Annotated in this window: 20 protein-coding genes; 18 read left to right on the forward strand and 2 right to left on the reverse strand. The window is 48.8% G+C overall.

Annotated elements, in window-relative coordinates:
• Positions 1–118 precede the first annotated feature (118 nt).
• Complete coding sequence (gene lpxD, locus CHB92_RS08880; RefSeq protein WP_089318829.1) at positions 119–1,171, reverse strand: UDP-3-O-(3-hydroxymyristoyl)glucosamine N-acyltransferase; 1,053 nt, start codon at positions 1,169–1,171, stop codon at positions 119–121.
• Positions 1,172–1,363: 192 nt separating this feature from the next.
• A complete protein-coding gene (locus CHB92_RS08885; protein ID WP_089318830.1) occupies positions 1,364–2,596 on the reverse strand; it encodes an HD domain-containing protein in 1,233 nt (410 codons plus the stop codon).
• A 152-nt stretch (positions 2,597–2,748) separates the two neighbouring features.
• Here CHB92_RS08885 and porX point away from each other — a divergent pair, with 152 nt between their 5' ends.
• The 18 genes from porX (at position 2,749) to CHB92_RS08975 (ending at position 24,114) form a co-directional block, all read left to right on the forward strand.
• Positions 2,749–4,311, forward strand: coding sequence for a T9SS response regulator signal transducer PorX (porX, locus tag CHB92_RS08890; RefSeq protein ID WP_089318831.1), 1,563 nt, complete (start codon positions 2,749–2,751; stop codon positions 4,309–4,311).
• Complete coding sequence (gene tsaE, locus CHB92_RS08895) at positions 4,304–4,750, forward strand: tRNA (adenosine(37)-N6)-threonylcarbamoyltransferase complex ATPase subunit type 1 TsaE (RefSeq protein WP_245842407.1); 447 nt, start codon at positions 4,304–4,306, stop codon at positions 4,748–4,750. Before porX ends, tsaE begins: the two co-directional genes overlap by 8 nt.
• A 1-nt stretch (position 4,751) precedes the next feature.
• Positions 4,752–5,978, forward strand: a complete 1,227-nt coding sequence (locus CHB92_RS08900) for an alanine dehydrogenase (protein ID WP_089318832.1) — start codon at positions 4,752–4,754, stop codon at positions 5,976–5,978.
• A gap of 464 nt (positions 5,979–6,442) precedes the next feature.
• A complete protein-coding gene (locus tag CHB92_RS08905; RefSeq protein WP_089318833.1) occupies positions 6,443–7,228 on the forward strand; it encodes a polysaccharide biosynthesis/export family protein in 786 nt (261 codons plus the stop codon).
• A gap of 18 nt (positions 7,229–7,246) precedes the next feature.
• Positions 7,247–9,583: a GumC family protein gene (locus CHB92_RS08910; RefSeq protein ID WP_089318834.1), complete on the forward strand. Its 2,337-nt coding sequence runs from the start codon at positions 7,247–7,249 to the stop codon at positions 9,581–9,583.
• A gap of 78 nt (positions 9,584–9,661) precedes the next feature.
• Complete coding sequence (locus tag CHB92_RS08915; RefSeq protein WP_089318835.1) at positions 9,662–10,969, forward strand: nucleotide sugar dehydrogenase; 1,308 nt, start codon at positions 9,662–9,664, stop codon at positions 10,967–10,969.
• Between the two features lie 192 nt (positions 10,970–11,161).
• Positions 11,162–12,142, forward strand: coding sequence for an SDR family oxidoreductase (locus CHB92_RS08920; protein WP_089318836.1), 981 nt, complete (start codon positions 11,162–11,164; stop codon positions 12,140–12,142).
• A gap of 439 nt (positions 12,143–12,581) precedes the next feature.
• Positions 12,582–13,520, forward strand: coding sequence for a glycosyltransferase family 2 protein (locus CHB92_RS08925; protein ID WP_089318837.1), 939 nt, complete (start codon positions 12,582–12,584; stop codon positions 13,518–13,520).
• Between the two features lie 113 nt (positions 13,521–13,633).
• On the forward strand, positions 13,634–14,374 hold the full coding sequence (locus CHB92_RS08930) for a sulfotransferase (RefSeq protein ID WP_219899072.1): 741 nt from the start codon (positions 13,634–13,636) through the stop codon (positions 14,372–14,374).
• A gap of 200 nt (positions 14,375–14,574) precedes the next feature.
• Positions 14,575–15,360, forward strand: coding sequence for a 3'(2'),5'-bisphosphate nucleotidase CysQ (cysQ, locus tag CHB92_RS08935; protein ID WP_089318839.1), 786 nt, complete (start codon positions 14,575–14,577; stop codon positions 15,358–15,360).
• Positions 15,360–17,132 (forward strand): SLC13 family permease, encoded by a 1,773-nt coding sequence (locus CHB92_RS08940; protein ID WP_089318840.1) that lies wholly within the window; start codon positions 15,360–15,362, stop codon positions 17,130–17,132. Before cysQ ends, CHB92_RS08940 begins: the two co-directional genes overlap by 1 nt.
• A 3-nt stretch (positions 17,133–17,135) precedes the next feature.
• Positions 17,136–17,744: an adenylyl-sulfate kinase gene (cysC, locus tag CHB92_RS08945; RefSeq protein WP_089318841.1), complete on the forward strand. Its 609-nt coding sequence runs from the start codon at positions 17,136–17,138 to the stop codon at positions 17,742–17,744.
• Entirely contained in the window at positions 17,737–18,642 is a 906-nt protein-coding gene (gene cysD, locus CHB92_RS08950; protein WP_089318842.1) for a sulfate adenylyltransferase subunit CysD, read from the forward strand. Before cysC ends, cysD begins: the two co-directional genes overlap by 8 nt.
• Positions 18,643–18,659: 17 nt before the next feature.
• The gene (cysN, locus tag CHB92_RS08955) at positions 18,660–19,955 is read left to right on the forward strand and encodes a sulfate adenylyltransferase subunit CysN (protein ID WP_258178995.1); all 1,296 of its coding nucleotides are present in this window, start codon (positions 18,660–18,662) and stop codon (positions 19,953–19,955) included.
• A 20-nt stretch (positions 19,956–19,975) separates the two neighbouring features.
• Complete coding sequence (locus CHB92_RS08960; RefSeq protein WP_089318844.1) at positions 19,976–20,755, forward strand: polysaccharide deacetylase family protein; 780 nt, start codon at positions 19,976–19,978, stop codon at positions 20,753–20,755.
• On the forward strand, positions 20,745–21,605 hold the full coding sequence (locus CHB92_RS08965) for a sulfotransferase family protein (RefSeq protein WP_089318845.1): 861 nt from the start codon (positions 20,745–20,747) through the stop codon (positions 21,603–21,605). Before CHB92_RS08960 ends, CHB92_RS08965 begins: the two co-directional genes overlap by 11 nt.
• Positions 21,602–22,768, forward strand: coding sequence for a glycosyltransferase family 4 protein (locus CHB92_RS08970; RefSeq protein ID WP_089318846.1), 1,167 nt, complete (start codon positions 21,602–21,604; stop codon positions 22,766–22,768). Before CHB92_RS08965 ends, CHB92_RS08970 begins: the two co-directional genes overlap by 4 nt.
• Before the next feature lie 347 nt (positions 22,769–23,115).
• The gene (locus CHB92_RS08975; RefSeq protein WP_089318847.1) at positions 23,116–24,114 is read left to right on the forward strand and encodes an NAD-dependent 4,6-dehydratase LegB; all 999 of its coding nucleotides are present in this window, start codon (positions 23,116–23,118) and stop codon (positions 24,112–24,114) included.
• Positions 24,115–24,120 lie beyond the last annotated feature (6 nt).

Below are 24,120 nucleotides of genomic sequence, written 5' to 3' on the forward strand. Positions count from 1 at the left end.
CTGTTGAATAACAAGAGCGGCAGCTTGTTACGCTGCCGTTTGATTACTCCCGGGAAAGGACTTATACCACTTTGCCCCTGCAAACTTAAGATTTTATGTAAGCTATTACCACTTTTTATCAGGAATTAGCCCCTTGCTTCTGCTGGCTCTCAGGCTTTCCCTTCAGCAACTCTACTTCTCGCTGTAGTTCCGGCAGCTTGCGGAAAACGGTCATGGCACGCAGGTTCTGCTTGTAATCGAAGGCTGGGGAGCCCTGTATAATTGTACCTGTCTCTTTCACAGACTTCGACACGCCTGACTGGGCCCCAACAGTGGTTTTATCTGCCAGGGAGATGTGCCCTACGATTCCTACCTGACCGGCAATAACACAGTTGCTACCAATTTTAGTAGAGCCGGAAATTCCTGTCTGGGAGGCAATCACAGTGTTTGATCCTACTTCTACGTTATGTGCGATTTGCACCAGGTTGTCTATTTTGCTGCCTTTGTGAATAATCGTAGAGCCCATGGTGGCGCAATCGATGGTAGTGTTTGCCCCGACGGAGATATCGTCCTCCAAAATGACATTGCCGATTTGGGGAATCGCTTTATAGGTGCCGTCGGACTGGGGGGCAAAGCCGAAACCGTCGCTTCCGATGACAGCGCCCGCATGTATGGTGCAGTTGTTACCTACCACCGTGTTTGCATAAAGCTTGGCACCGGCAAAAATGGTGGTGTTGTCGCCTATTTTTACGTTATCCCCCAGGTACACGTGGGGGAACAAGCGTACATTCTCACCAATTATGCAGTTGTTGCCGATATAAGAAAAGGCACCGCGGTAATGGTTATCCCCGATCTGGCTACCGCTGCCTATGTAGGAAGGCTCTTCAACACCTGTCTTAGAGGCAATCAGAGCGGTTTGGTAATACTGTAACAACGTGGAAAAACTGGAGTAGGGATCTGCTACCCGGATGAGGGCTGCCTGCACAGGCTTTTTTAACTCCAGCTTATCTGAAACGATCACGGCACTGGCGCCGGTACTGTATAAAAAAGGTTCGTACTTTGGGTTGGATAAAAAAGCAAGAGCACCCCGTTGGGCCTCTTCTATTTTAGCCAATGTGCTGACCTTTACTAAGTTGTCTCCTTCTACTTCGCCCTGCAGCAGGTCAGCTATCTGTTGAACAGTAAATTCCATTTTGTAAAATTAGAGCAAAAACTCAAAAACGCTAATGCGTTCGGGCTGCAAACTTAACAAAAAAACGTGCCCTTTAATGTGCCGGTGCAGATATGTTTTCACAGCTTAGGCTCGTGTAAACGCATAGCCCCGCCTTTGCTAAGAAAGGCGGGGCTATGAAATGCCAGATACTGTGTTGGCAGGCAGCTCTGTTTAGAAGGTGGCCACCTCCTTGGGGTAACACACATAGTATTTCTCCACTTTATTACTAATGGCCCTGATATTCGGCAGGTCCGAGGCTTCGGCCACATCCACCACGTAGCCGGATTTTGTGAGTATATTGATGGTCTGGCCCTCTACATCATAGGCATTGTTGCTGATCTTTCCGGCGATCATCAAATACTTTACATCGGCCTCCCTCACCCCGAATTGCTCCTGCACCAGCTCACTGATACCCAGCTGCATTTCTTCGTCTATGGGTTTGTTCGAGATTATTACCTTGAACAGGCGGCGGCTGAGGATACTGGATGCCAGGAAAGACAAAATCTTGTCAGGATGCGAGGCCCACATTTTAATGCCTCCCCATACATCGTGGTCGTCCAGACTTACGAAACGCTCCAGTATGCTTTGGTCCTGCTTAAAGTCATCCATGGTCAGGTCGGAGGCCAGGAAGAACTTAAGGGCAGGGCTGGCTGCTACGTCCACGCCTTGCTGTAATAACTCGCGGGCACGTTGTACTACCCGCAGCACCATGTTCTCGGCGCTGATCACGGTTTTGTGCAGGTAAACCTGCCAGTACATGAGTCGGCGGCTAACCAAAAAGTTTTCAATGCTGTAAATGGCCTTCTCTTCTACCACCAGTTGGTCGTTCGCCACATCCAGCATCTTGATGATGCGGTCTGCGCCAATCTTGCCTTCGTAAACACCAGTGTAGAAGCTGTCCCGGTTCAGGTAGTCCAGCCGGTCCACGTCCAGCTGACTGGAGACCAGTTGGTGAAAGAACTTGCGGTCGTAGTTATTTGTGAAAATATCGATGGCTAAACTCAATCTTCCGTCGAACCCATCGTTCAGCATGTGCATGATATGCAGGGAAAGGTCTTCGTGGTGTACGTTTTTGAAGATGGCCGTTTCCAGGGCATGGGAGAAAGGGCCATGGCCGATGTCATGCAGCAGGATAGCTATTAGCGAAGCTTCCAGCTCTTTATCGTAAATTTCGTTATTTTTACTTCTCAGTGTGTGTAGGGCTGTGTCCATCAGGTGCATGGCGCCCAGGGCGTGATGAAAGCGGGTATGCAGTGCCCCCGGGTACACCATCTCTGTGAGTCCGAGTTGCTTGATACGACGCAGGCGCTGAAAGTAAGGGTGGTTGATGATGTCGAAAATGAGCTCGGAGGGAACGGAGATAAAGCCGTAAACGGGATCGTTGAAGATTTTCTTCTTATTCACAAGAAATCTGGTTTCGTTTTTTGGAGTAATTATTGTCCGGATGAGCCTGCTTACGAGTTAAAGGCTGTAAGGAGGCGGTATTTAATGGTATAGCTATCAACAAAAGTTAGCCACAAAACGTGTAAAGAGTTACGCTAAAGGAGAATAACACTATGCAAAGATACAATATTTTATGGGCTGATGACGAGATCGACCTGCTGAAGCCGCACATCCTCTTTTTAGAGGAACGGGGATATGACATCACGCCGGTGAACAGCGGGACGGATGCCATCGAGGCCTTCCAGGAGAAAAGCTTCGACCTGGTGTTCCTGGATGAGAACATGCCCGGCATCAGCGGCCTGGAAACCCTGACGGAACTAAAGAACATCCGGCCCACGGTGCCCGTGATCATGATCACCAAGAGCGAAGAGGAGCATATCATGGAGGAGGCGATCGGGTCCCGGATCACTGATTACCTCATCAAGCCCCTTAACCCGAACCAGATCCTGCTCTCTGTTAAAAAGGTGCTGGAGAACAAGCGTCTGGTTTCAGAAAAGACCAACATGAGCTACCAGCGCGATTTCAGGCAGCTCGGCATGGCTTTTGGGGAGCGCCTGAGCCCGCAGGAATGGGCCGACATCTACAAAAAGCTCGTGTATTGGGAGTTGGAGATAGACGAGACGGAAAACAAGAGCATGGCGGACGTGATCAACATGCAGAAGGACGAGGCCAACTCTAACTTCGCCAAGTTTATCATGGATAACTACGAAGACTGGATAAACCAGGACTCGGATGATGCGCCGCTGATGTCGCATCAGGTGTTTAAGGAGCGGGTGTTTCCAATGCTGAAGGAAACGGAGCGACCCGTGTACTTCTTGCTGATCGACAACCTGCGCTATGACCAATGGAAGGTGCTGGAGCCGCTGATAGCCGATTACTTCAGTGTAGACAGCGAGGAAATGTACTACTCCATTTTACCTACTACTACCGCCTATGCCCGTAATGCCATCTTCTCAGGGATGCTGCCGACTGAGATCGCCAAAAAGTACCCGAACCTTTGGGTGAACGACGACGAGGAGGAAGGCAAGAACCTGAACGAGCCGGACTTCCTGGACATACAGCTGCAGCAGAACCGCGTGAACGTAAAGCACAGCTACCATAAAATTACGAACCCGGCGGCAGGCAAAGATCTGCTTGGCAAGTTCAGTAACCTGGACAACAACAAGCTAAACGTGATCGTGTACAACTTCGTGGACATGCTCTCCCACGCCCGTACCGATAGCAACATGGTGCGTGAACTGGCGCCGGATGAGTCAGCTTACCGCTCCATTACCCGTTCCTGGTTCCTGCACTCTCCTTTGTTCGAGACTTTGAAAATGATCGCCGAGAAAAAAGGGAAGCTGGTTATCACGACAGACCATGGCACAATCCGGGTAAAGCGTCCTTTCAAGATCATCGGCGACCGGAATACCAACACCAACCTGCGCTACAAGCATGGCAAGAACCTGGGCTACACGGATAAAGACGTGTTCACGGTGAAAAAGCCGGAACGATTTTTCTTGCCAAAAGCCAATGTTTCTACTACGTTTGTATTCGCGATTGAGGATTACTTCTTCGCCTACCCTAATAACTATAACTACTACGTGAACTACTACAAAGACACCTTCCAGCACGGAGGCGTATCTTTGGAGGAGGTTATTATACCGCTCGTAACACTTACGCCTAAGAATGTATAACACAGGAGTTCAGAAAGCACAGCTCAGGATGTCGTCGTTGGAAGATTTACCAGCGGCGGCTTCTGTGCTTTTAGAGCATGCAAAGGGCACCTCGACGCTCCTTTTTGAAGGGCCCATGGGCGCCGGCAAAACTACGCTTATCAAAGAAGTTTGCAAGCAGCTAGGTGTACAGGAGAACGTCAGCAGCCCTACCTTTGCGCTTGTGAATGAGTATGAGACCGGGAGCGGGAACCTTATTTACCATTTTGATTTTTATAGGATACAAGAGGAACGGGAAGCCTTGGATATAGGAGCCCTGGAGTACTTCGACTCAGGGCAACTTTGCCTGGTCGAGTGGCCCTCTATGATACCGAATTTATTGCCCGAGCATTATTTGCTCGTTGTGCTGCAGCCCTCTAACAACGGCGAGGAGCGCACCATGACCATAAACCACATTTAGCATGACGGAGAAGTTCGCCGTAGACCTAGGTAAGATCGCCACACGCGAGGCTCTTTATCCCAAAGAGTCGATGCTGGCAGTAGAGGAGAGGCGCCGCAGTTTGTTTATCGGCATTCCCAAAGAGTCGTCTTTTCAGGAAAACAGGATAGGCCTAACGCCGGACGCCGTCAAGCAGCTCTCTGACCAGGGCCATCGCGTGTGGGTGGAGGCAGGGGCCGGGAGTCCCTCCAAGTACTCGGATAATGAGTACTCGGAAGCCGGCGCCAAAATCGTTTACTCTACCGAGGAAGTATACGAAGCGGACATTATCCTGAAGATCGCACCACCTACGTACGACGAGGTAGAGTACCTGCACCCGGGGCAGACGCTGATCTCAGCGCTGCAGTTCGGGAACCTGACGGGAGATTACATCAATGCCTTGCTTCGGAAGAAGATTAACGCCATTTCTTTTGAGTTGATCCGGGATAAGTCGGAAGCAAAGCCAGTGGTGCGGGCCATGAGTGAAATAGCAGGCAGCACCGTGATGCTGGTGGCAGCAGAGTATTTAAGCAGCAGCAACGATGGCAAAGGCGTCATACTAGGAGGGATTACCGGGGTGCCACCCAGCAAGGTCGTTATCCTGGGGGCAGGCACGGTGGCCGAACATGCTGCCCGGGCGGCTTTTGGACTGGGAGCGGAGGTAAAGGTCTTTGACAACCACATCTACAAACTGCGCCGCCTGAAGCAGAACGTCGGCACTCAGTTGTTCACTTCTACACTGGATAAGGCTGTACTCTACCACGAAATAAAGCAGGCCGACGTTGTGATCGGGGCACTGGTGCCGGAAGACGGGCAACTCATGTGCATGATAGAGGAGAGCGTCATCGCACAGATGAACCCAGGCTCCATCATCATTGACGTGTGCATTGACCAGGGCGGCTGCTTTGAAACATCCGAAGTAACCTCGCATTCACGGCCAATCTACCGCAAATACGATATCATTCACTATTGTGTGCCGAACATACCGTCCCGGGTTCCCCGCACAGCAACCCAGGCACTAAGCAATATCTTTACGCCAATCTTTACTGAGTTCTCCAAATACGGAGGGATTAACGAGGTGCTGTTCATGAATGAGCACTACCGGAGCGGCGTGTACATTTACAAAGGCAGCCTTACCAATGGCAGCATCGCCAAACGGTTTGGCATGCGCTACAAAGAGCTGGGGCTGATGATAGCCGTAAGAAATTAAGAGAGCCTTAGCGGCAGCTTTCCCCCCTTTTTTGCCAAGCCTATTTTGGTTGGAGAGGCAGCAAGTAAAACAGCACCTGCAAAGTTACAGGTGCTGTTTTACTTGCTGCCTTTTTTAACGGTATCCCCCTCAGTCTTAGCTCCCCCCCCCTTACCGAGGGCCTCCTACTACCGCTCTGAATGGCCTAGTAACCGCACGGGCTTCAGCTTTCCTTGCTTTAAAATAGTTTCAAAAACTGAAACATATGAAAATGGTAGTAGTATAAACTTGTCGTACTCGCGAGAGTGAATATATGCTACTAGGCGTGGATAACCGTTTCTAAATTGGTGTTATTCTTAGTCCAATTGCCAGGTTCTCCATTGCTGTTGTGCCTTTTACAGTATTTCAGAGTTATTTCTCTTTGAATCATTTTAGAAGTCTAGTATCCTCAATGCTGATACTTGCACCCTTATAATCAAACCATAATGAAGATAAATGTCTGTTGCGCTTTGCTTGTGTTCCTGCTGGCATCCTGTAGCGCATTAAGATCAAGAAACGTCGTTTACTTAAGTGATCTTCCAGAAGAACCCCTCATTACAGAGACCGTCATTCGCGATAGTGATCCTGTTATAAAGCCAGAGGATCTGCTGAGCATTACTGTTACCAGTTTAAATCCAGAATCTAACATTCTGTTTAACAGAGGCTATATTCAACCACCCGGTGCCATGGGAGGAAGCAACATAAGACAGGGGGCCGGGAATGAAGCGGAGGGGTATTTAGTGGACGATGAAGGGTACGTTGTCCTTCCTGTGCTGGGGCGTGTTAAGGTGGGAGGTCTCACGCGAAACGAGGCTAAAGTTTTAATTCGGGAGCAACTAGATGAATATTTGCAGGAACCGATCGTAGAGGTAAGGTACTTGAACTTTCGAGTGTTTGTGCTTGGGGAGGTCGGGAGCCCTTCTGTGGTAACTGTTCCGGATGATGACGTAACGGTGATTGAGGCATTGGCAATGGTCGGGGATATGACCATTTACGGAAAACGGGAAAATGTGCTGGTGATACGAGAGGAAGACGGGGTTCGGAAGATGGCCCGGCTGAACCTGAACAGCAGAAAGGTATTCGACTCCCCCTTCTTTTACCTGCACCAGAATGACGTGGTTTACGTGGAACCAGACAAAGCTAAAGTAGCCGGTACAGGCTTTATTAGACGTAACTGGGGGTTTGCAGTGGGTCTGATTTCTACGGCCTTTCTTCTGTTAAGAGCTTTTTAAAATTACTAATCGTACAGAATGTCTGAATTAGAATTATCAGAGTTTGAATCTGATCAGCCAATAAACATAAAGAACATTCTCTATAGGTATTTAAGGTATTGGTACCTGTTTGTAATAGGTGTCGTCCTTAGCCTTGCTGTAGCATACCTTTACCTGCGCTACTCTACCCCTGAGTATCAGGTTACGAGTACCTTAATGGTGAAGGATGACCAAAGTAGCCCAGCTGTGGTTTTGACTGACGGGGGATTGTTTGAGCCTAAAAAGGGGCTGGAGAACGAAATCATTGTGTTGAAATCCAAGAGCCTGATGGAAAGGGCCTTGGCCGAATTGCCCTTGTTTGTCACCTATTATATGGAGGGCCGGGTAAAAACGGTGGAGGTTTATGGAAATGACTTACCTGTAAGGTTTGTGACCACTAAGTTGGATTCCGCCGCATATGGAAAGACACTTACTGTGCAGGTTAAAGACAACAACAGGTTTGTTTTAACAGACAGTGAAGGTGCCAGCACCTATGAATTTGGCAAGAAAATAAACAAGCCCTACGGTTCATTTACGATTATTAGTACTGATAAGGCTGACAAAGGAGAAACAGTCTATATTTCGCTGCATGATATAGGGCGGCTTGCTGATAAGTACAGCAAAAAACTATTAATAAGCCCTTACCAAAACAGTCCAAATGTGCTAATGTTGAGCCTGACCGATCATATTCCGGAGAAGGGAGAGGATATCGTTAATGCACTGACAGATGTCTACAGCAAAGAGGTAGTGGAAGATAAAAAAGTGTTAGCTACCAATACGATTGAGTTTATCGACGAGCGCCTGAAGCACCTGACAGGGGAGCTGTCAGAGGTAGAAAAAGATGTGGAAGTCTATAAACGTAAGAATGAAGTTTTGGACGTGGCAGCTGCAGGGGGCTTATACGCGGCAAACCAGGATAATTATAACAAGCAGTTGGCGGAGTTGGATATCCAGATCGATGTACTGGGATCTATTGAAAATTACCTGAATAAAGAGGAGAATGAGTTTGAATTGGTCCCGACTAGTCTGAGTATACAAGATCCTACCCTTGGAGGCTTAATCCAAGCCTTTAATCAGCTACAGAACGAGCGTCGCCGTATTTTACAGACGACCAAGCCTAATAATCCCATCGTGGTGAACGTGACTGAGCAGTTGGGTGATTTGAGAACTAGCATACTGGAGAACCTGCAAAACATCAGGGAGGGTCTTGTTGTGTCTCGTAATAACCTCATGGCCAGCTCCTCTAAGTTTCGATCTAAGAAACTGGAAGTACCAACAATGGAGCGGGAACTCATGGAAATTGTCAGGGACCAGAAGATTAAGACCGATGTTTACTTGTACCTTTTATATAAAAGAGAAGAGGCCGCGGTTTCCCTTGCATCCACCGTGCCTAACTCCAGAGTAATTGATGCAGCCGTTGCTGTAGGGCCGGTACATCCTCAGCCCAGCATGGTTTACCTGATAGCCCTGTTAGTTGGCTTGGTCGTGCCTTTTGCCGGCATCACGATAAAGGACTTGCTGAACGATGAGGTAGAACTGCTGACGGATGTGGAACAGGCAACGAAGACGCCCATCCTAGGAGAACTGAACCATAGCAACAGACCGGACGAACTGGTGGTAGCAGCAGAAAGCAGATCGACAATAGCGGAACAGTTTAGGCTTATCAGGTCTAACCTGCAGTTTGCAACAGCAGGAAAAGAGAACAAGGCAATTCTTGTTACCTCAAGCCTGAGCGGTGAGGGTAAGACCTTTTTTAGCCTGAATATGGCAGCAAGCCTGGTACTGACTGGTAAAAAGGTAGTGGTGCTTGGCTTTGACCTGAGAAAACCAAAACTGACAGTGCGGCTGGGCTTACCGAATGAGGTGGGGATCACGAACTATCTCGTGTCGGATACCGTCACAGTAAATGATATCGTCGTCCCGGTTCCTGGAGTAGAGGGTTTGGCGGTAATCCCGGGAGGGGCACTCCCCCCTAATCCGGGAGAACTGATGACTGTCCCGAAGGTAGGGGAACTGATCCATGAACTAAAAGAGAGGTTTGACTATGTGCTTATTGATACAGCACCCGTAGGGCAGGTAGCAGATGCGCTGGCCCTGGCACCTTATGTTGATTCCTGTATTTACATGGTGCGCTATAATTATACGAGCAAGTCGCAAATTGCTATTGTGGATGACCTGTACAAAAAGAAAAAGCTCCGTTACCCTATGATCGTGTTGAATGATGCGAAGAAAGGAAACGGCTACGGCTATGGCTACGGCTATGGCTACGGATATGGGGAGGCTGAGAAGGTAAGCTGGAGAAAGAAACTGGTCAGAAGATTCAAAGGACAAAGCTGAGCAAGTAGCATTACTCCCTAAGAAGGAAACAGTTTTCAAGTCATATATTTGGGCTCTAACAGAAAGTATATAATTCATATGTCGATAAATAAGTTAGAAACAGAGGGTGCTCGGGTAGCGGTTATAGGCTTAGGCTATGTTGGCCTTCCTTTGGCCGTGGAGTTTGCCAAGAAGTACAAGACCTTCGGTTTCGATATCAATGCGCGGCGGGTGGCCGAGCTGTCTGGCGGGCATGACCACACGCTGGAGGTGGACGACGAGACGCTGAAGGCAATCATCACCAACGACTGCACCACCCCGAAGGGGCTTTTCTGCACCAACGAGCTTGACAAGATACAGGGCTGCAACTACTACATTGTTACAGTGCCTACCCCCGTGGACAAGCATCACCGTCCGGACCTGACACCGCTCTACAAAGCGAGTGAGACGGTGGGCAAGGTGCTGAAAAAAGGAGACATCGTGATCTATGAGTCTACTGTTTACCCCGGTGTGACGGAGGAGGAGTGCGTGCCCGTTCTGGAAAAGGTGTCGGGGCTAAAGTTTAACGAGGACTTCTTTGCCGGTTATTCCCCGGAGCGTATCAACCCCGGGGACAAGGAGCACACCGTGGCCAAGATACTGAAGGTAACTTCTGGCTCTACACCCGAGGCAGCAGAAAAAGTGGACAGGCTCTATAACTCGGTCATCACGGCCGGCACGCACAAGGCTACCTCTATCAAGGTGGCGGAGGCGGCTAAAGTGATCGAGAACGCGCAGCGCGACATCAACATTGCCTTTGTCAACGAGCTGGCCAAAATCTTCAACCGCCTGGACATAGACACAGAGGATGTGCTGAAGGCGGCGGGGACCAAGTGGAACTTCCTTCCCTTCAAGCCCGGCCTTGTAGGGGGGCACTGCATCGGCGTAGATCCCTACTACCTGGCCCAGAAGGCGCAGGAGGTGGGCTACCACCCCGAGATCATCCTGGCGGGCCGTCGCCTCAACGACGGCATGGGCGAGTACGTGGCCCACGAGGTGATCAAGCTCATGGTCAAGAAGGATATCCCGGTTAAGAACGCCAACATCCTGGTGCTGGGCGTCACCTTTAAGGAGAACTGCCCGGACGTGCGCAACACCAAGGTGGTGGACATCCTGCGCACCCTCAAGGAGTACCAGACCAACATCACCATCTACGACCCGTGGGCAGAGCCCGGGGAGGTGAAGCAGGAGTACGGCTGGGATTCGGTGCGGGAGCTGAACGGCACCTGCGACTGCGATGCTGTTATCCTGGCCGTTTCCCACGATAAGTTCAAGTCACTTGATTTGAAGAAGCTCTGCAAGGGCAACGCCGTGATCTACGACGTGAAGGGCGTGCTGCCAAAAGAACTGGCAGACGCCAGGCTGTAACATTAACTGTCATCTCGAACAGCGTGAGAGGGCTAGTTAGAACTCAAGCTATATTACTCATGGTGCTTAAGATGGCACACAAGAAACTTCCCTCCTTAGCCAAGGAGGGGTTAGGGGTGGTTTGAACGGGCATTACGAAGTTCGGCAGGCCAACCCCACCTTAAAAAAAGTGTTACCCCTAATTCCTAAACCGTGTACGAAACCCCTTACCATACAGAAGATCTCTCGCAGTACAGCTTTTTAGTAACAGGAGGAGCCGGCTTTATCGGCTCTAACCTTGTGGAGTACCTGCTCAAGTACAAGGCAGGAAAGGTGCGGGTGCTGGATAACTTCTCCACGGGCTCTGCCGCCAACCTAGAGGCGTTCAAAGAAAACCCTGCTTTTGAGCTAGTAGAGGGCGACGTACGGGACTTGCAAGCGTGCAGGGATGCTTTGGCGGGGATAGACTACGTATCCCACCAGGCAGCGCTGGGCTCTGTGCCGCGCTCCATCAACGACCCGATCGCCACGAACGAGGCGAACGTCAGCGGCCATCTGAACATGCTGGTGGCCGCCCGCGACGCGGGCGTGAAGCGCATGGTGTACGCCGCCAGCTCCAGTACCTACGGCGACCATCCTGGCTTGCCGAAGGTGGAGGAGGAGATCGGCAATCCGCTCTCGCCTTATGCTGTCACCAAGTACGTGAACGAGCTCTACGGCAGCGTCTTCTCCAGGACCTACGGATTCCATACCATCGGGCTGCGCTACTTCAACGTGTTCGGCCCGAGGCAGAACCCGCAGGGGCCCTATGCCGCTGTTATCCCTTTGTTTATAGAGGCTGCCCTAAAGAAAGAGGCTCCTTTTATTAATGGAGATGGCGAGACAAGCCGTGACTTTACCTTTGTGGAGAACGCGGTGCAGGCGAATGTGAAAGCCATGCTGGCTGCTAACATAACACAGCACGAGGTGGTGAACATCGCCTTCGGGGAGCGCACGACTTTAAACGAGCTGTGGGGGGAGATCAGCAGCTTAGCTGGCGTGGACATCGAGCCGGTGTACCGGGAGGAGCGGAAAGGGGACGTCAAGCACAGCCTGGCAAATGTGTCCAAAGCAAAGGAGCTGGTGGGGTATCGTCCCGAGTTCTCGGTAAGGGAGGGTCTACGGATAGCAGTAGAATGGTACGCTGAAAGATAAGAGAGTAGTTATCGCAAGCCTATTGTTGTAGAGTACAGGGTACTTTACTTGTATGAAGGGCAACATGGCTTTGGCTTTAGCTGAAGTTCCTGTTGCCTTTTTCTTTACAAGACCGTCCCTTTAAAACCACTTTACTCCTTTTCTCCTCACCAGCTATTACCTCAATACTGATATGCAATACAAAGATTTCTCTCCAATTGAAAGTTATCTGCCTTACGTCATACCTTGGCCGTCTTGTTGTCTTTTAATACATAAAACAGAGAATAGGGAGTGCCAAATATAGTATCTAAACAATTTGTAATAGGCTTGATGTAAGTTTGTGTAAAACGTAGCTGTTGATGGCTTGATAAGTTAAAACCTTTCGCCTTAAGGAGGAGTAACCTAGGTTGGGATGCTATACATATAGCGGCGTTTTTATATATTCCCTGATACTAAATTTATGGACGTTAAAGTTTCTGTCATCATATCAACCTATAATAGAGGAAGCCTAATAGGAGAGACGTTAGACTCCGTTGAAGCGCAAACCTTATCCGACTGGGAATGCATTATAGTTGATGATGGGTCAGTTGACGAAACAGAGGCTTTGGTGCAGCGTTATACTGAACGAGACTCCCGGTTTAAATACGTAAAACGACCAGCTGACAGACCTAAAGGAGGCAATTCATGCAGAAACATAGGTCTGGAGTTAGCGAAAGGAACGTTTATCCAGTTTCTGGACTCAAACGATTTGCTTGCTGCTAATAAGTTTGAAGAGCAGGTCAGGGCTTTAAGCCACAGTGCTAATGATGCCGTGGCCACTTGCAAGTGGGGGCGGTTCAGGACTTCTCGTGACCGCTTAAGAGCTAAAGCAAATGAGCCAACCTATATCAGTTCAGAAGGTCCTTTAAAGCTTCTTAATGTTTTTGTGAAGCATAGTATCTGGCTGCCCTCGCATGTTTACCTAACAAGAAAAACAACCATTGACAAGGCAGGAAACTGGAACGAGGATTTAAAAATGAACAAGGACGGGGAATTTTTTGCACGGGTACTGTTATGCGCATCGCAGATTGTGTTTGTGGCTACTACGGAAGTATACTACAGGCGCCATATTAGTAACAACACAAGTTCATTGAATAAAGAAGACAGGGTGAGGAGTGTTATCTTAAGTTGGAAAATGGTTGACAATGCTATAAAGGAAAAACTCAGAATCGCGAACCATCCATACGTTAAGCAAGCTAGAAATCTTATATATAATAAAATTAAGAATAACTTCTCGTCTCTTGTGCAAGAGCACCAGGACTTCTTTAGCCTAAAGCGGTCAAGGGTCGAAGAGTTTTTCATAAAGGTTAGTTCCAGACTACAGCTGCTATACTTAAAAAAGGTGAAAGTAAATTTTTAGATTATATGAACAAGCCTTATCACTGTATTATTCTTTCTACAAAGTCAGCAGGGTCAAGTGCTCTACAGAAGTATTTGGTCCAAAATTTTGGCTTTAATATGACTACAGAGACTATGCATCACGAGAATGAAACGTTATTCTGGACGAAGGCAGCCTCTGTCTTGGGGCTACAGCAGCAAAAGATGCATAGGAGCCAAGTGCCCTACTCAAGTACAAAGGCTCTTGATAGTTTGCGCCAGTTCTGCAAGGCTAATAACGCAGATGCCTTACAGGGGGGGTGTCCAACAAAAGGAAGTATCTTTAGCTGCTATAAAAGTCTTATAGCACAATATCAACCCCGTTTCGTTGAAAAGAGCCCACACCACCTCTATAATGAAAGTAATTTAGACTTGATACGAGAGTTTATTTCTCAGTTTAAAGATGAGATAGACTTCAAGGTGATAGGGCTAGTCCGGCATCCTCTCTCTGTCATTTACTCTGGATGGGACAGATGGAAGTATGACTGTGGCAAATTTGAAAAAGAGTGGTTCATCTCTAACAGGAACTTGTTGGATTACAAGCAGGATCTTGCTATTGACTTAGTCCGATATGAAGATCTGGTTGAGGAGAATGGTGCTTTTATGCATAGAGTACTAGGGCTCGAACCCGTTTCGGATGATTTCGCATTTAGAAGATCATCCCTTGAGAAATGGAAGTCGGACGAAAAGTTTGGGCATACAATGCGGGATGAAACAGTGAAACTTGCTGAAAAGTTTGGGTATGCCAATTTTGAGACAGCAGAGGATAAGTTAACATGGAAGATAAAAGATATTTCAACCTATGCTAGTGTTGAACTTAAACGGTTTTTGCGCTAGCCCTGCTTGATAGAGGGAAAGAGTATCATTTTTACATGCAGTAATCAATACCATAAGCTCTCTTAGCCCTGTCTTACTTAACACTTGTAGAGCGAGACTAGGGTTGGGTAGCTAGGGTGAGAGTTGTAACATTGAGCTTTCTTGGAACGGCTGCTCTGTTATGGCGATTCCCTAAGAGGTACATATAGGAGTTATTAGAGATGAATTTAAGCGACCATATAGCTTTAGCTGCTCTAGCAGCTGGAAAAGAGATTTTAAAAGTTTATGAAAACGAGTTTACTGTAGCGTACAAAACAGACCAATCTCCTCTCACCCTAGCTGACAGCAAGTCGCACGACATCATCACCCAGTACCTGGAGCAAACACCTTATCCTGTACTGAGCGAAGAAGGTCGAGACATTCCTTTTGAAGAAAGGAGTACTTGGCCCTACTACTGGTTGGTGGACCCTCTGGACGGTACCAAAGAGTTCGTGACCCGAACGGGAGAGTTTACAGTAAACATTGCCCTCATCCATCAGGGTAAGCCTGTGTTAGGTGCCGTGTATACTCCAGTAAAGAAGTGGCTCTACATTGGGTCAGAAGGAGAGGGCGCATGGAAACTGGAGTTGCAGGACCACCAGTTACCGGAAAATTGGAAAGAAGCGGGGCAACGTTTACCCCTTAAATTAGACCAGGAAAGAAGTTATACGGTAGTCGGTAGCCGATCGCATAAATCTAAAGAAACCGATGCGTTTATCGCAAAGCTTGAAAAAAAGCATGGCCAGCTAAACTTCGTATCAATGGGGAGTTCCCTGAAAATATGCCTGGTGGTAGAGGGAACCGCTGATATATACCCCCGTTTAGCTCCTACAATGGAGTGGGACACGGCCGCCGGTGATGCCGTTGCCCGCAGTGCCGGCTATCAGGTAGTGCAGTACGAAAACGGAGATCCACTCCTGTATAATAAAGAAAACCTTTTAAATCCTTGGTTTATAGTACAACGCTAATGTCTGGTCTACCCGTCGGCGAGTGGATCACAATGCTTGTGCTGGTTTGGTGTGTGGCAGGTTTGCTTACGGGAAGGTTACGACCGTCTGTTGTTTTTCTTAGCGCCGTGGTAGTGCTCATGCTGGCCCGAGTAGTACAGCCTGAAGACTTTCTCGAAAGCCTCAGTAATCAGTCTATTGTCACGATATTCCTTCTGATTTTTATTACAGCAGGAATAAAAGAGCATTTTAACCTTATTGGCTTTTTAAACAGGTTGTTCAAGTCAGCCAGGAGCCCCAGAAGCTTTATGGTGCGCATGACTACGGGCGTATCCCTACTTTCCTCAGTTGTTAACAACACCCCTATTGTCGCGCTCATGATTCCATATGTATACCAGTGGTCGAAGCGGCATAAAGTGGCACCTTCCAAGTTGCTGCTTCCTTTGTCTTTTTCTGCGATGGTTGGGGGGATGATGACCATTATTGGTACCTCCACCAACCTGGTGCTGAATGGCTTTATCCTGACTAAGGAGCCTGAGGGACTTGACTTTCTTGACTTTCTTTTACCCGGGGCCCTGGTAACGACCGTGGGACTTGTCTTTCTTTCCACGATAGGCTACAAGTTACTGCCCTCACGGGTAAACCCCTTGGATGAATTTAAAACCAATGCCCGGCAATATCTCGTAGAAACGCTTATTGAAGATGGCTCTGTATTGGCTGGTAAAACTATTACGGAAGCCAATCTCCGAAACCTGGAGGGAATTTACCTTTTTGAGATTGTCAGAAAAGGAAAGATAATCAGCCCGGTAACGCCAGGTGAGGTACTGCAGGTAGGCGATCACCTTTACTTCGCCGGTGACACTGAAAAAGTAGTGGAACTACTGCAACAGGATAATGGCTTGCAGATACCGCACTCCGAGAGGTTAGGCATTGGGCAGCATGTAGATTTAGTAGAGACGGTGGTACCTCGCAACAGTGACCTGACAGGGCGCACTTTGAAGGAAAGCCAGTTTCGGGAAAAGCATGACGCCGCGGTAGTGGCTATTCATCGAAACGGGGAGAATTTAAGGGGCAAGATCGGAGCTATCGTGCTGGAACCGGGAGATTTGCTACTTCTGTCAGCAGGGCAAAAGTTTCTTACACGCAACAAAAATAACCGCGACTTGTACACTGTATCTGTAGTGTACAGAAGCAATGGTGCAGCCACCTGGAAAAAAATGGTTTTTTTGGTTGGTGCCCTGCTGTCGATAGGCTTAATGGCCGCAGGGGCTTTTAACCTGTTTTTTAGCTTGTTTCTGGTAAGTGTGCTTATGGCCCTCACAGGACTTCTCCGGGCTGGAGATATAAAGAAACTGCTGGACTTGGACCTGCTCATTGTGTTAGGAGGTGCCCTGACGCTTAGTAAAGCGCTGATTGATACTGGGGTAGCACAAGAGATGGCATCCTTATTTATTGCTTTTTTTGAAGATTGGGGAAAGTACGGTATACTGATCGGTTTGTACCTTATCACGGTCTTACTGACCTCGTTCCTTACGAATGTAGCAGCTGTCTCTATTGTTTTCCCCATTGCCTATTCGCTAAGTCATGGCATGGGGCTAGACCCGACCGGCTTCTATGTAGCAATTGCCTTTGGAGCCTCAGCCAGTTTTATTACCCCGGTAGGGTATCAAACGAATCTAATGATTTATGGACCGGGGTCCTATAAGTCCGGGGATTTTATAAAAATAGGTGTGCCTTTTACCCTATTGTATTCTATAACATGTATGTCCTATATAATACTGACTTATTTCTAAACTATGAGTGAGAAGCTACATATAATACCGCACAAGCACCGGATTAACAGGAGGATGCGAAACGAAATGAAGGGGCACAGCTCTTTAGTCATTTGGTTTACTGGTTTTTCTGGTAGTGGCAAGTCCACGCTTGCCAATGCCCTGGAGGAGGCGCTCTACGAGCAAGGGTACCACACTTTTGTGCTGGATGGGGATAACGTACGAAAGGGGTTGAACAGCGACCTGGACTTTTCTGACGGGTCACGCAAAGAAAACATTCGCAGAATAGGAGAAGTGACAAAGCTAATGGCGGATGCTGGCTTGGTGGTGATGTCGGCTTTCATCTCCCCTTTCCGGGAAGATAGGGAGCGGGTAAGGAAGATAGCAGGAGAAGGTAACTTTATTGAAGTTTTTGTTGACTGCCCTATAGAGGTGTGTGAACAGCGTGATACGAAGGGGCTGTATGCAAAGGCAAGGAGAGGAGAGATCAGCAATTTTACGGGTATTAGTGCCCCTTTCGAAGCACCGGAAAGTCCCGACATACACATTCAATCAGATAAAGAGCCGCTGGATGTATCCGTACAGAAGCTCATCTCTTACATACAACCCAAACTGAACCTATCAAATGAGTAACTATTCTTTAAGTCATTTAAAAGAACTGGAGGCCGAGGCAATTTTTGTTATACGTGAGGTGGTGGCGCAGTTCGAATGGCCTGCCATCCTTTTCTCAGGGGGGAAGGACTCCATCGTCGTCACCCACTTAGCCCGCAAAGCCTTTTTCCCGGCAAAGATCCCCATGCCGCTGGTGCATATAGACACAGGGCATAACTTCCCTGAAACCATTGCTTTCCGTGATAGTCTGGTAAAAGAGCTTGGTGTACAGCTAGTCATAGGTTCTGTGCAGGAGTCGATAGACAAGGGGCTTGTGAAAGAAGAAGCAGGCCGAAATGCGAGCCGAAATGCCCTGCAAACAGCAACCTTGCTGGATGCAATAGAAACGCATAAGATAGATGCCGCCATTGGGGGGGCGCGCCGCGACGAAGAAAAGGCAAGAGCCAAAGAACGCTTCTTTTCTCACCGGGACGATTTCGGGCAGTGGGATCCCAAGAACCAGCGCCCGGAGCTGTGGACCCTTTTTAATGGCCGGAAAAATATGGGCGAGCACTTTAGGGTGTTCCCAATCAGTAACTGGACGGAGATGGATATCTGGCAGTATATCCTGACAGAGAATATTGCTATTCCTTCGTTGTATTTCGCCCATCACCGTGACGTGATCTACCGTGATGACTGTTGGCTGCCAGTATCAGAGCATATCAGTTTGCGCGACGAAGAAGAGGTGGTTCGCAAGCAGATACGTTTCAGAACGCTTGGCGACATCACCATTACGGGTGGAGTAGAGTCAGACGCCGACACTTTAGATAAAATAATTCTGGAGGTAGCCGCCTCGCGCCATACAGAACGCGGCAACAGAGCAGATGATAAGCGCTCCGAGACCTCCATGGAAGACAGAAAAAAGCAGGGCTATTTTTAAGAGCTGGTTTAGGACTAATCCTTCGATCTGTAAGAACAAGCCTTAAACAAGCTCCCCAAAAACATAACATTATGCAACTATTAAGATTTACAACCGCCGGTAGTGTGGATGACGGAAAAAGCACCCTTATCGGCCGTTTGTTATATGACTCTAAGTCTATTTTTGAAGATCAGATTGAGGCCGTCAAGAGGTCCAGTGAGAAGAAGGGCCTGGAGCACGTGGACCTGTCTTTGTTGACAGATGGCCTGAAGGATGAGCGGGAGCAGGGGATTACCATCGATGTGGCATACCGCTATTTCGCCACGCCCAAGCGTAAATTTATCATTGCCGACACGCCGGGCCATATACAGTACACCCGCAACATGGTGACGGGTGCTTCTACGGCAAACCTCGCCCTCATCCTGTTGGACGCCCGCAAGGGGGTGGTGGAGCAAACATGCCGTCACTCTTTTATCGCGACCCTCCTGCAAATCCCGCACATTGTGGTATGCGTGAACAAGATGGACCTGGTGGACTATTCAGAGGAGCGGTTTGAGGAGATCGTGGAGCAGTACACAGAGTTCGCCGCGAAGCTGAATGTAAAGGACGTTCGCTTTGTGCCGATCAGTGCCTTGTACGGCGACAACGTGGTGAACCGCTCCGAGAAGATGAAGTGGTACCAGGGCGAAACACTGTTGCACTTGCTGGAGACTATCCACATCGGGAATGACAAGAACCTGATAGACTGCCGCTTTCCGGTACAGACCGTTATACGGCCACACAGCGAGGAGTATCACGACTACAGGGGCTACGCCGGCCGTGTGGCGGGAGGGGTGTTTAAGCCCGGTGATAAAGTACTGGTCATGCCTTCAGGCTTTAGCAGCACCATAAAAAGCATCGATACCTACGACGGACCCGTGCAGGAGGCCTTTCCTCCTATGTCAGTCAGCATCACCCTGGAGGATGACATTGACATCAGCCGGGGAGACATGATTGTCAGGGAAAATAACCAGCCCAGGGTAAGCCAAGACCTGGACGTGATGCTGTGCTGGCTGAACGAGCAGGGGCCCGCCATGCGCGGGAAATATGTGTTGCGGCACACTACAAACGAGGTGCGGACCATGATCAAGGAAGTGCTGTACAAAGTGGACATTAATACGCTGCATCGCATAGAAGACGACAAGGAGATAAAGATGAACGAGATCAGCCGGGTACGCCTGCGCACAACAAAACCCTTGCTTGCTGATCCGTATAACCGGAACCGCCAAACGGGTAGTATTATCCTGATCGACGAAACCACGAACGAAACAGTAGCGGCGGGTATGATCCTTTAACTCTGTTTGCCTGCGATAAGATGAACGACCTGATACAGCGTAAAAAGATAGTGGCGTACCACAAAATAAGCGCCCGGCATAACCTTGCTGCTCACTTTGACATTTATCGGGGAAAGGATGTTCTGATCACGGTGGATGACGGAGACATTTCTTTTTATCACCATCTTTTCCCGCTGATTAAGGCCCATCAAGTACCGGCTATCCTGTTTGTGATCACAGGGCTGGTAGACACCAAAATACCTTTCTGGTGGGATGAACTGGTGTACTTGCTGGGAGCAGAGGAAGGTGAGAAAAAGGTGTGGGAAGTAAAAACCTGGCCCAATCACGAAAGGCTAGCCTACTTGCAGCAACTTCGGGATAAGTCCTCTAAGCGACCACTGGAGCAAACACAGCTAACCACTGAACAGTTGCAGGAGATGCAGGCAGCAGGGGTTATCATCGCGAACCATTCCCACACACACCCCATGTTTGACCAGTGTACCGAGGATGAGCTTCGGGAAGAGTTTAGCCGCTCCAGGCAGTTCTTTGAGGCGCGGCAGCTGAAAGGCTATGACCTGTTCGCGTACCCCAATGGTAATTATAATCCTGTAGCAGAAAGGGTAGCGAAAGAAGAGGGAATAAACTACGCTTTCCTGTTCGACCACAAGCTGCCGAATAAAATATTCGACCCGTACCGCATATCCCGGCTAAGCGTAACAGACCAGACAAGTGCCCGTAAGCTGCACTTTATACTAAGCGGATGGCATACGAAGCTGTTGCCTTTCCGCAGAAAAATATATAACGTACTCCATGGCAGATAAACCATTTTTTCACCGTTTAGTGGCACGCTTCAGGAAGAATAAGGCGTTTATGTCACTTCTTGATGCGACAGGAAGTAACATCGATCACAAAAAATGGGTATTTGTGATCGGGTGTTATAATTCAGGTACTACCCTTTTAGAGCAAGTGCTCTCTACGCATCCGGCTATGAGCTCCTTATTGGAGGAAGGGGTAATGCTAACAGATAAGCTATTGCGCCCGGAGGACTTCGCCTGGCGCCGTATGTGGCACGCCTGTGAAGAAGAAATGCAGGTTAAAGAAGAAGAGGCTGCAGAAGTGGCCAGAAGAGTGAAAAGGCATTGGTCTCATTTTTATGATTTAAAGAAACCGGTACTGCTCGAAAAGTCAATAGCCAACACCACCCGCATCGGGTTCTTTAACCGGTACTTTAAAGACGTGTACTTCATACACCTAGTCAGAAACGGCTATGCTGTGGCGGAGGGCATACACCGCAAGGCTGCTATTATGGCGGGCAACCCTATGTTCGGGGTAGAGGAGCGTTATCCCCTGGAACTCTGTGCCCAACAGTGGGCCAGAAGCCTGGAGCTAGTTGCAGAGACAAAAGCAAAAGCAGACAACTTTTATGAGATCACCTATGAGGAGTTTACAGCAGAGCCGGACGTGGTGCTGCGTGAAATAACAGATTTTATAGGTGTAGCGCCCTTCCGGAACAGCTTTAAAGATCAGGTGTTTTCTGTGCACAATGTAGAGAGCAGCATCCAGAACATGAACGAAAGGAGCCTGAAGAAGCTTCGGGAGGAAGAAGTCTCGCTTATAAACAGAACTGCGCTCCCTTATCTAGAGCAGTATGGATACCTGATTAAAGCATGAAGATACTTTTTGTACAGGATAGCCTGGGGACCGGTGGGGCAGAGCGCTCTAACGCGACCCTCTGGTACTACCTCAGGGCAAAAGGAATAGCGTTTTCCATTGTTGTGCTGGAGCACCGGCAGGAAGGAATTGAAAGAGAAATCGTAGGCGAAGGTTTTCCTGTGATTTTTTTAAAGCAGGGAAGCTTCCTAAGCAATAGCAGAGAGATAGCGGCTATCATAAAGGCGTATAAGCCAACGGTAGTCCATTCTACCCTGATAAGGTCAAACTTACGCGTAAGGCTGGCAAAACTTTTTGCCTCCTTCTACCATGTAGAAAGCCTGGTGAACTGCACATATGACCCTATCAGGTTAAAGGACCCTCGGGTGGGCAAAGCAGGCTTTTACCTGTACAAGTACTTAGACCGCTTTACCCGGCCTAAAGGAGTAGACCACTCCATTGCCATTACCCGGGAGGTTGAAAAACACTACCAGAGCCAGCAAGGTGTCCCCAAGGAACGGCTGTCCGTCATCTATCGTGGGCGCAACGAGAACAGTCATTTGGGCTCGAGGTCAGAAAGCAGAAGAAAGCTGCAAGCGGAGCTAGGCGTGGAGCAGGAGAAGGTCGTGCTGATTCACGTAGGGAGGCAGGAGTACCAGAAAGGGCATATTTACCTGCTACAGGCCTTACAGCACCTTTATGCTGAGCACCAGGCGGTATGGGATAAGCTAACGATGGTATTTTGCGGGAGAAGGGGCAATGCTTCAGAGGACATCGACGCTTTTATGAAAAAGCACAGTGGCTTACAGGCTAATATTCATTGGCTGGGGCATCGCCATGATGTGCCGGAATTGCTGGCTGCCGCTGATGTTTTTGTTTTTCCCTCCCTCTATGAAGGACTGGGAGGGGCACTGATTGAGGCCCAGGCGGCGGCACTCCCTGTGGTATGCTCCGACATACCCGTCTTGCACGAGGTGGTAAATAATAATGAAAACGCTTTGATGTTTCCTGTAGCTGATGCCAAGGCATTTTCCCGGCAGTTGGCGACTGTGATAGAGGACGGTTCTTTACGAAAATGTATGCGCGAGAAAAGCCTGCAAAACTTTAGGAAGAAGTTCCGGCTCGAACAGATAAATGAAGTAACCCTCGACTTCTACAGGAAAGGAGCGCATAGTGCTTTATAACTGCGTGTAGCTTGAAGGTAGGAGAGGAATAACACTAACGCGAGAGTTAATCTTTAAAAGATTCTTTTTAAAACCCTTCGTACAAATGTTTCACGGCCGAACTCTTCTATTTTAGGATATTTAACTTTAAAATGCTGATAAATGGCTTGCTTTGCATCTCATACTTGCTGTCAGTTCTTTAACTCAAGAATGGGTGTGTTATGGTTCCAGCGTTCGCATTGCGCTACTTCTTTCATCAGGCCAAACACAAATAAAAATTCTATGGTGCTGTGAGATCTAATTGTTCAGTGGTTTTCTAAAGTGCTAAGTCAAACGAGGCGTCATGAGTCGTCTCATAATTCAACCAAATGGAATTAAGAAACAAACATGTTCTGGTAACGGGTGCGGATGGTTTTATTGGAAGCCACTTAGTAGAGCGCTTGTTAGAAGAAGGCTGTAAAGTGCGCGCCTTTGTGTACTATAACTCTTTCAATAGTTGGGGATGGCTGGACAACTTTCCTCAAGAGAAACTATCGCAGGTCGAGATATTCGCCGGAGACATCCGGGACCCGAACGGGGTGCGCACCGCCATGAAGGACATAGAGGTGGTCTTTCACCTGGCGGCGCTTATTGCCATCCCCTTCAGCTACCACTCACCTGACAGCTACATCGACACTAATGTGAAAGGAACACTAAACGTGGTGCAGGCGGCGAAAGACCTGGGTGTGGAGCGTGTATTGGTTACTTCTACGTCCGAGGTGTATGGTACCGCACAGTACATTCCCATCGACGAGAAACACCCGCGTCAGCCACAATCGCCGTACTCTGCCTCTAAGATTGGGGCCGACTGCATTGCCGAGTCCTTCTACAGGAGCTTCGACCTGCCCCTGACCATCGTTCGTCCCTTCAACACCTATGGGCCGCGGCAGTCAGCCAGGGCTGTTATCCCTACCATCATCACACAACTGCTGCAAGGCAAGACAGAGATCAAACTCGGGGACCTGAGCCCGACACGCGACCTGCTGTTTGTGAAAGACACCGCCAACGGCTTTGTGCAGATCGCCAAGTCAGACAGCCTGATGGGCGAGGACTGCAACATCGCCACCGAGTCAGAGATCTCCATCGGGGAGCTGGCGCAAGGCATTATCGACCAGATCAACCCCCAGGCAAAGATCATCCAGGACGAGGTGCGCCTGCGCCCTCAGAAAAGTGAGGTGTTCCGTTTATACGGGGCCAACGGCAAGATCAGGCGCAACACCGACTGGCAAATGAAATATACCCTGGAAGAAGGGCTTAAAGAAACCATCGAATGGTTCAGTAACAAAGAAAACCTACGCCACTACAAGGCCGATATTTACAACATCTAAGATAAG

Origin of the sequence: Pontibacter ummariensis (genome assembly GCF_900188175.1) — a bacterium.
GTDB classification, from domain to species: Bacteria; Bacteroidota; Bacteroidia; order Cytophagales; family Hymenobacteraceae; genus Pontibacter; species Pontibacter ummariensis.

What these genes read in the sequence shown, in the direction of transcription:
- lpxD (WP_089318829.1), bottom strand. Translation starts at nt 1,171, where the DNA reads ATGGAATTTACTGTTCAACAGATAGCTGACCTGCTGCAGGGCGAAGTA.
- porX (WP_089318831.1), top strand. Translation starts at nt 2,749, where the DNA reads ATGCAAAGATACAATATTTTATGGGCTGATGACGAGATCGACCTGCTG.
- tsaE (WP_245842407.1), top strand. Translation starts at nt 4,304, where the DNA reads ATGTATAACACAGGAGTTCAGAAAGCACAGCTCAGGATGTCGTCGTTG.
- CHB92_RS08900 (WP_089318832.1), top strand. Translation starts at nt 4,752, where the DNA reads ATGACGGAGAAGTTCGCCGTAGACCTAGGTAAGATCGCCACACGCGAG.
- CHB92_RS08905 (WP_089318833.1), top strand. Translation starts at nt 6,443, where the DNA reads ATGAAGATAAATGTCTGTTGCGCTTTGCTTGTGTTCCTGCTGGCATCC.
- CHB92_RS08910 (WP_089318834.1), top strand. Translation starts at nt 7,247, where the DNA reads ATGTCTGAATTAGAATTATCAGAGTTTGAATCTGATCAGCCAATAAAC.
- CHB92_RS08915 (WP_089318835.1), top strand. Translation starts at nt 9,662, where the DNA reads ATGTCGATAAATAAGTTAGAAACAGAGGGTGCTCGGGTAGCGGTTATA.
- CHB92_RS08925 (WP_089318837.1), top strand. Translation starts at nt 12,582, where the DNA reads ATGGACGTTAAAGTTTCTGTCATCATATCAACCTATAATAGAGGAAGC.
- CHB92_RS08930 (WP_219899072.1), top strand. Translation starts at nt 13,634, where the DNA reads ATGCATCACGAGAATGAAACGTTATTCTGGACGAAGGCAGCCTCTGTC.
- cysQ (WP_089318839.1), top strand. Translation starts at nt 14,575, where the DNA reads ATGAATTTAAGCGACCATATAGCTTTAGCTGCTCTAGCAGCTGGAAAA.
- CHB92_RS08940 (WP_089318840.1), top strand. Translation starts at nt 15,360, where the DNA reads ATGTCTGGTCTACCCGTCGGCGAGTGGATCACAATGCTTGTGCTGGTT.
- cysC (WP_089318841.1), top strand. Translation starts at nt 17,136, where the DNA reads ATGAGTGAGAAGCTACATATAATACCGCACAAGCACCGGATTAACAGG.
- cysD (WP_089318842.1), top strand. Translation starts at nt 17,737, where the DNA reads ATGAGTAACTATTCTTTAAGTCATTTAAAAGAACTGGAGGCCGAGGCA.
- CHB92_RS08960 (WP_089318844.1), top strand. Translation starts at nt 19,976, where the DNA reads ATGAACGACCTGATACAGCGTAAAAAGATAGTGGCGTACCACAAAATA.
- CHB92_RS08965 (WP_089318845.1), top strand. Translation starts at nt 20,745, where the DNA reads ATGGCAGATAAACCATTTTTTCACCGTTTAGTGGCACGCTTCAGGAAG.
- CHB92_RS08970 (WP_089318846.1), top strand. Translation starts at nt 21,602, where the DNA reads ATGAAGATACTTTTTGTACAGGATAGCCTGGGGACCGGTGGGGCAGAG.
- CHB92_RS08975 (WP_089318847.1), top strand. Translation starts at nt 23,116, where the DNA reads ATGGAATTAAGAAACAAACATGTTCTGGTAACGGGTGCGGATGGTTTT.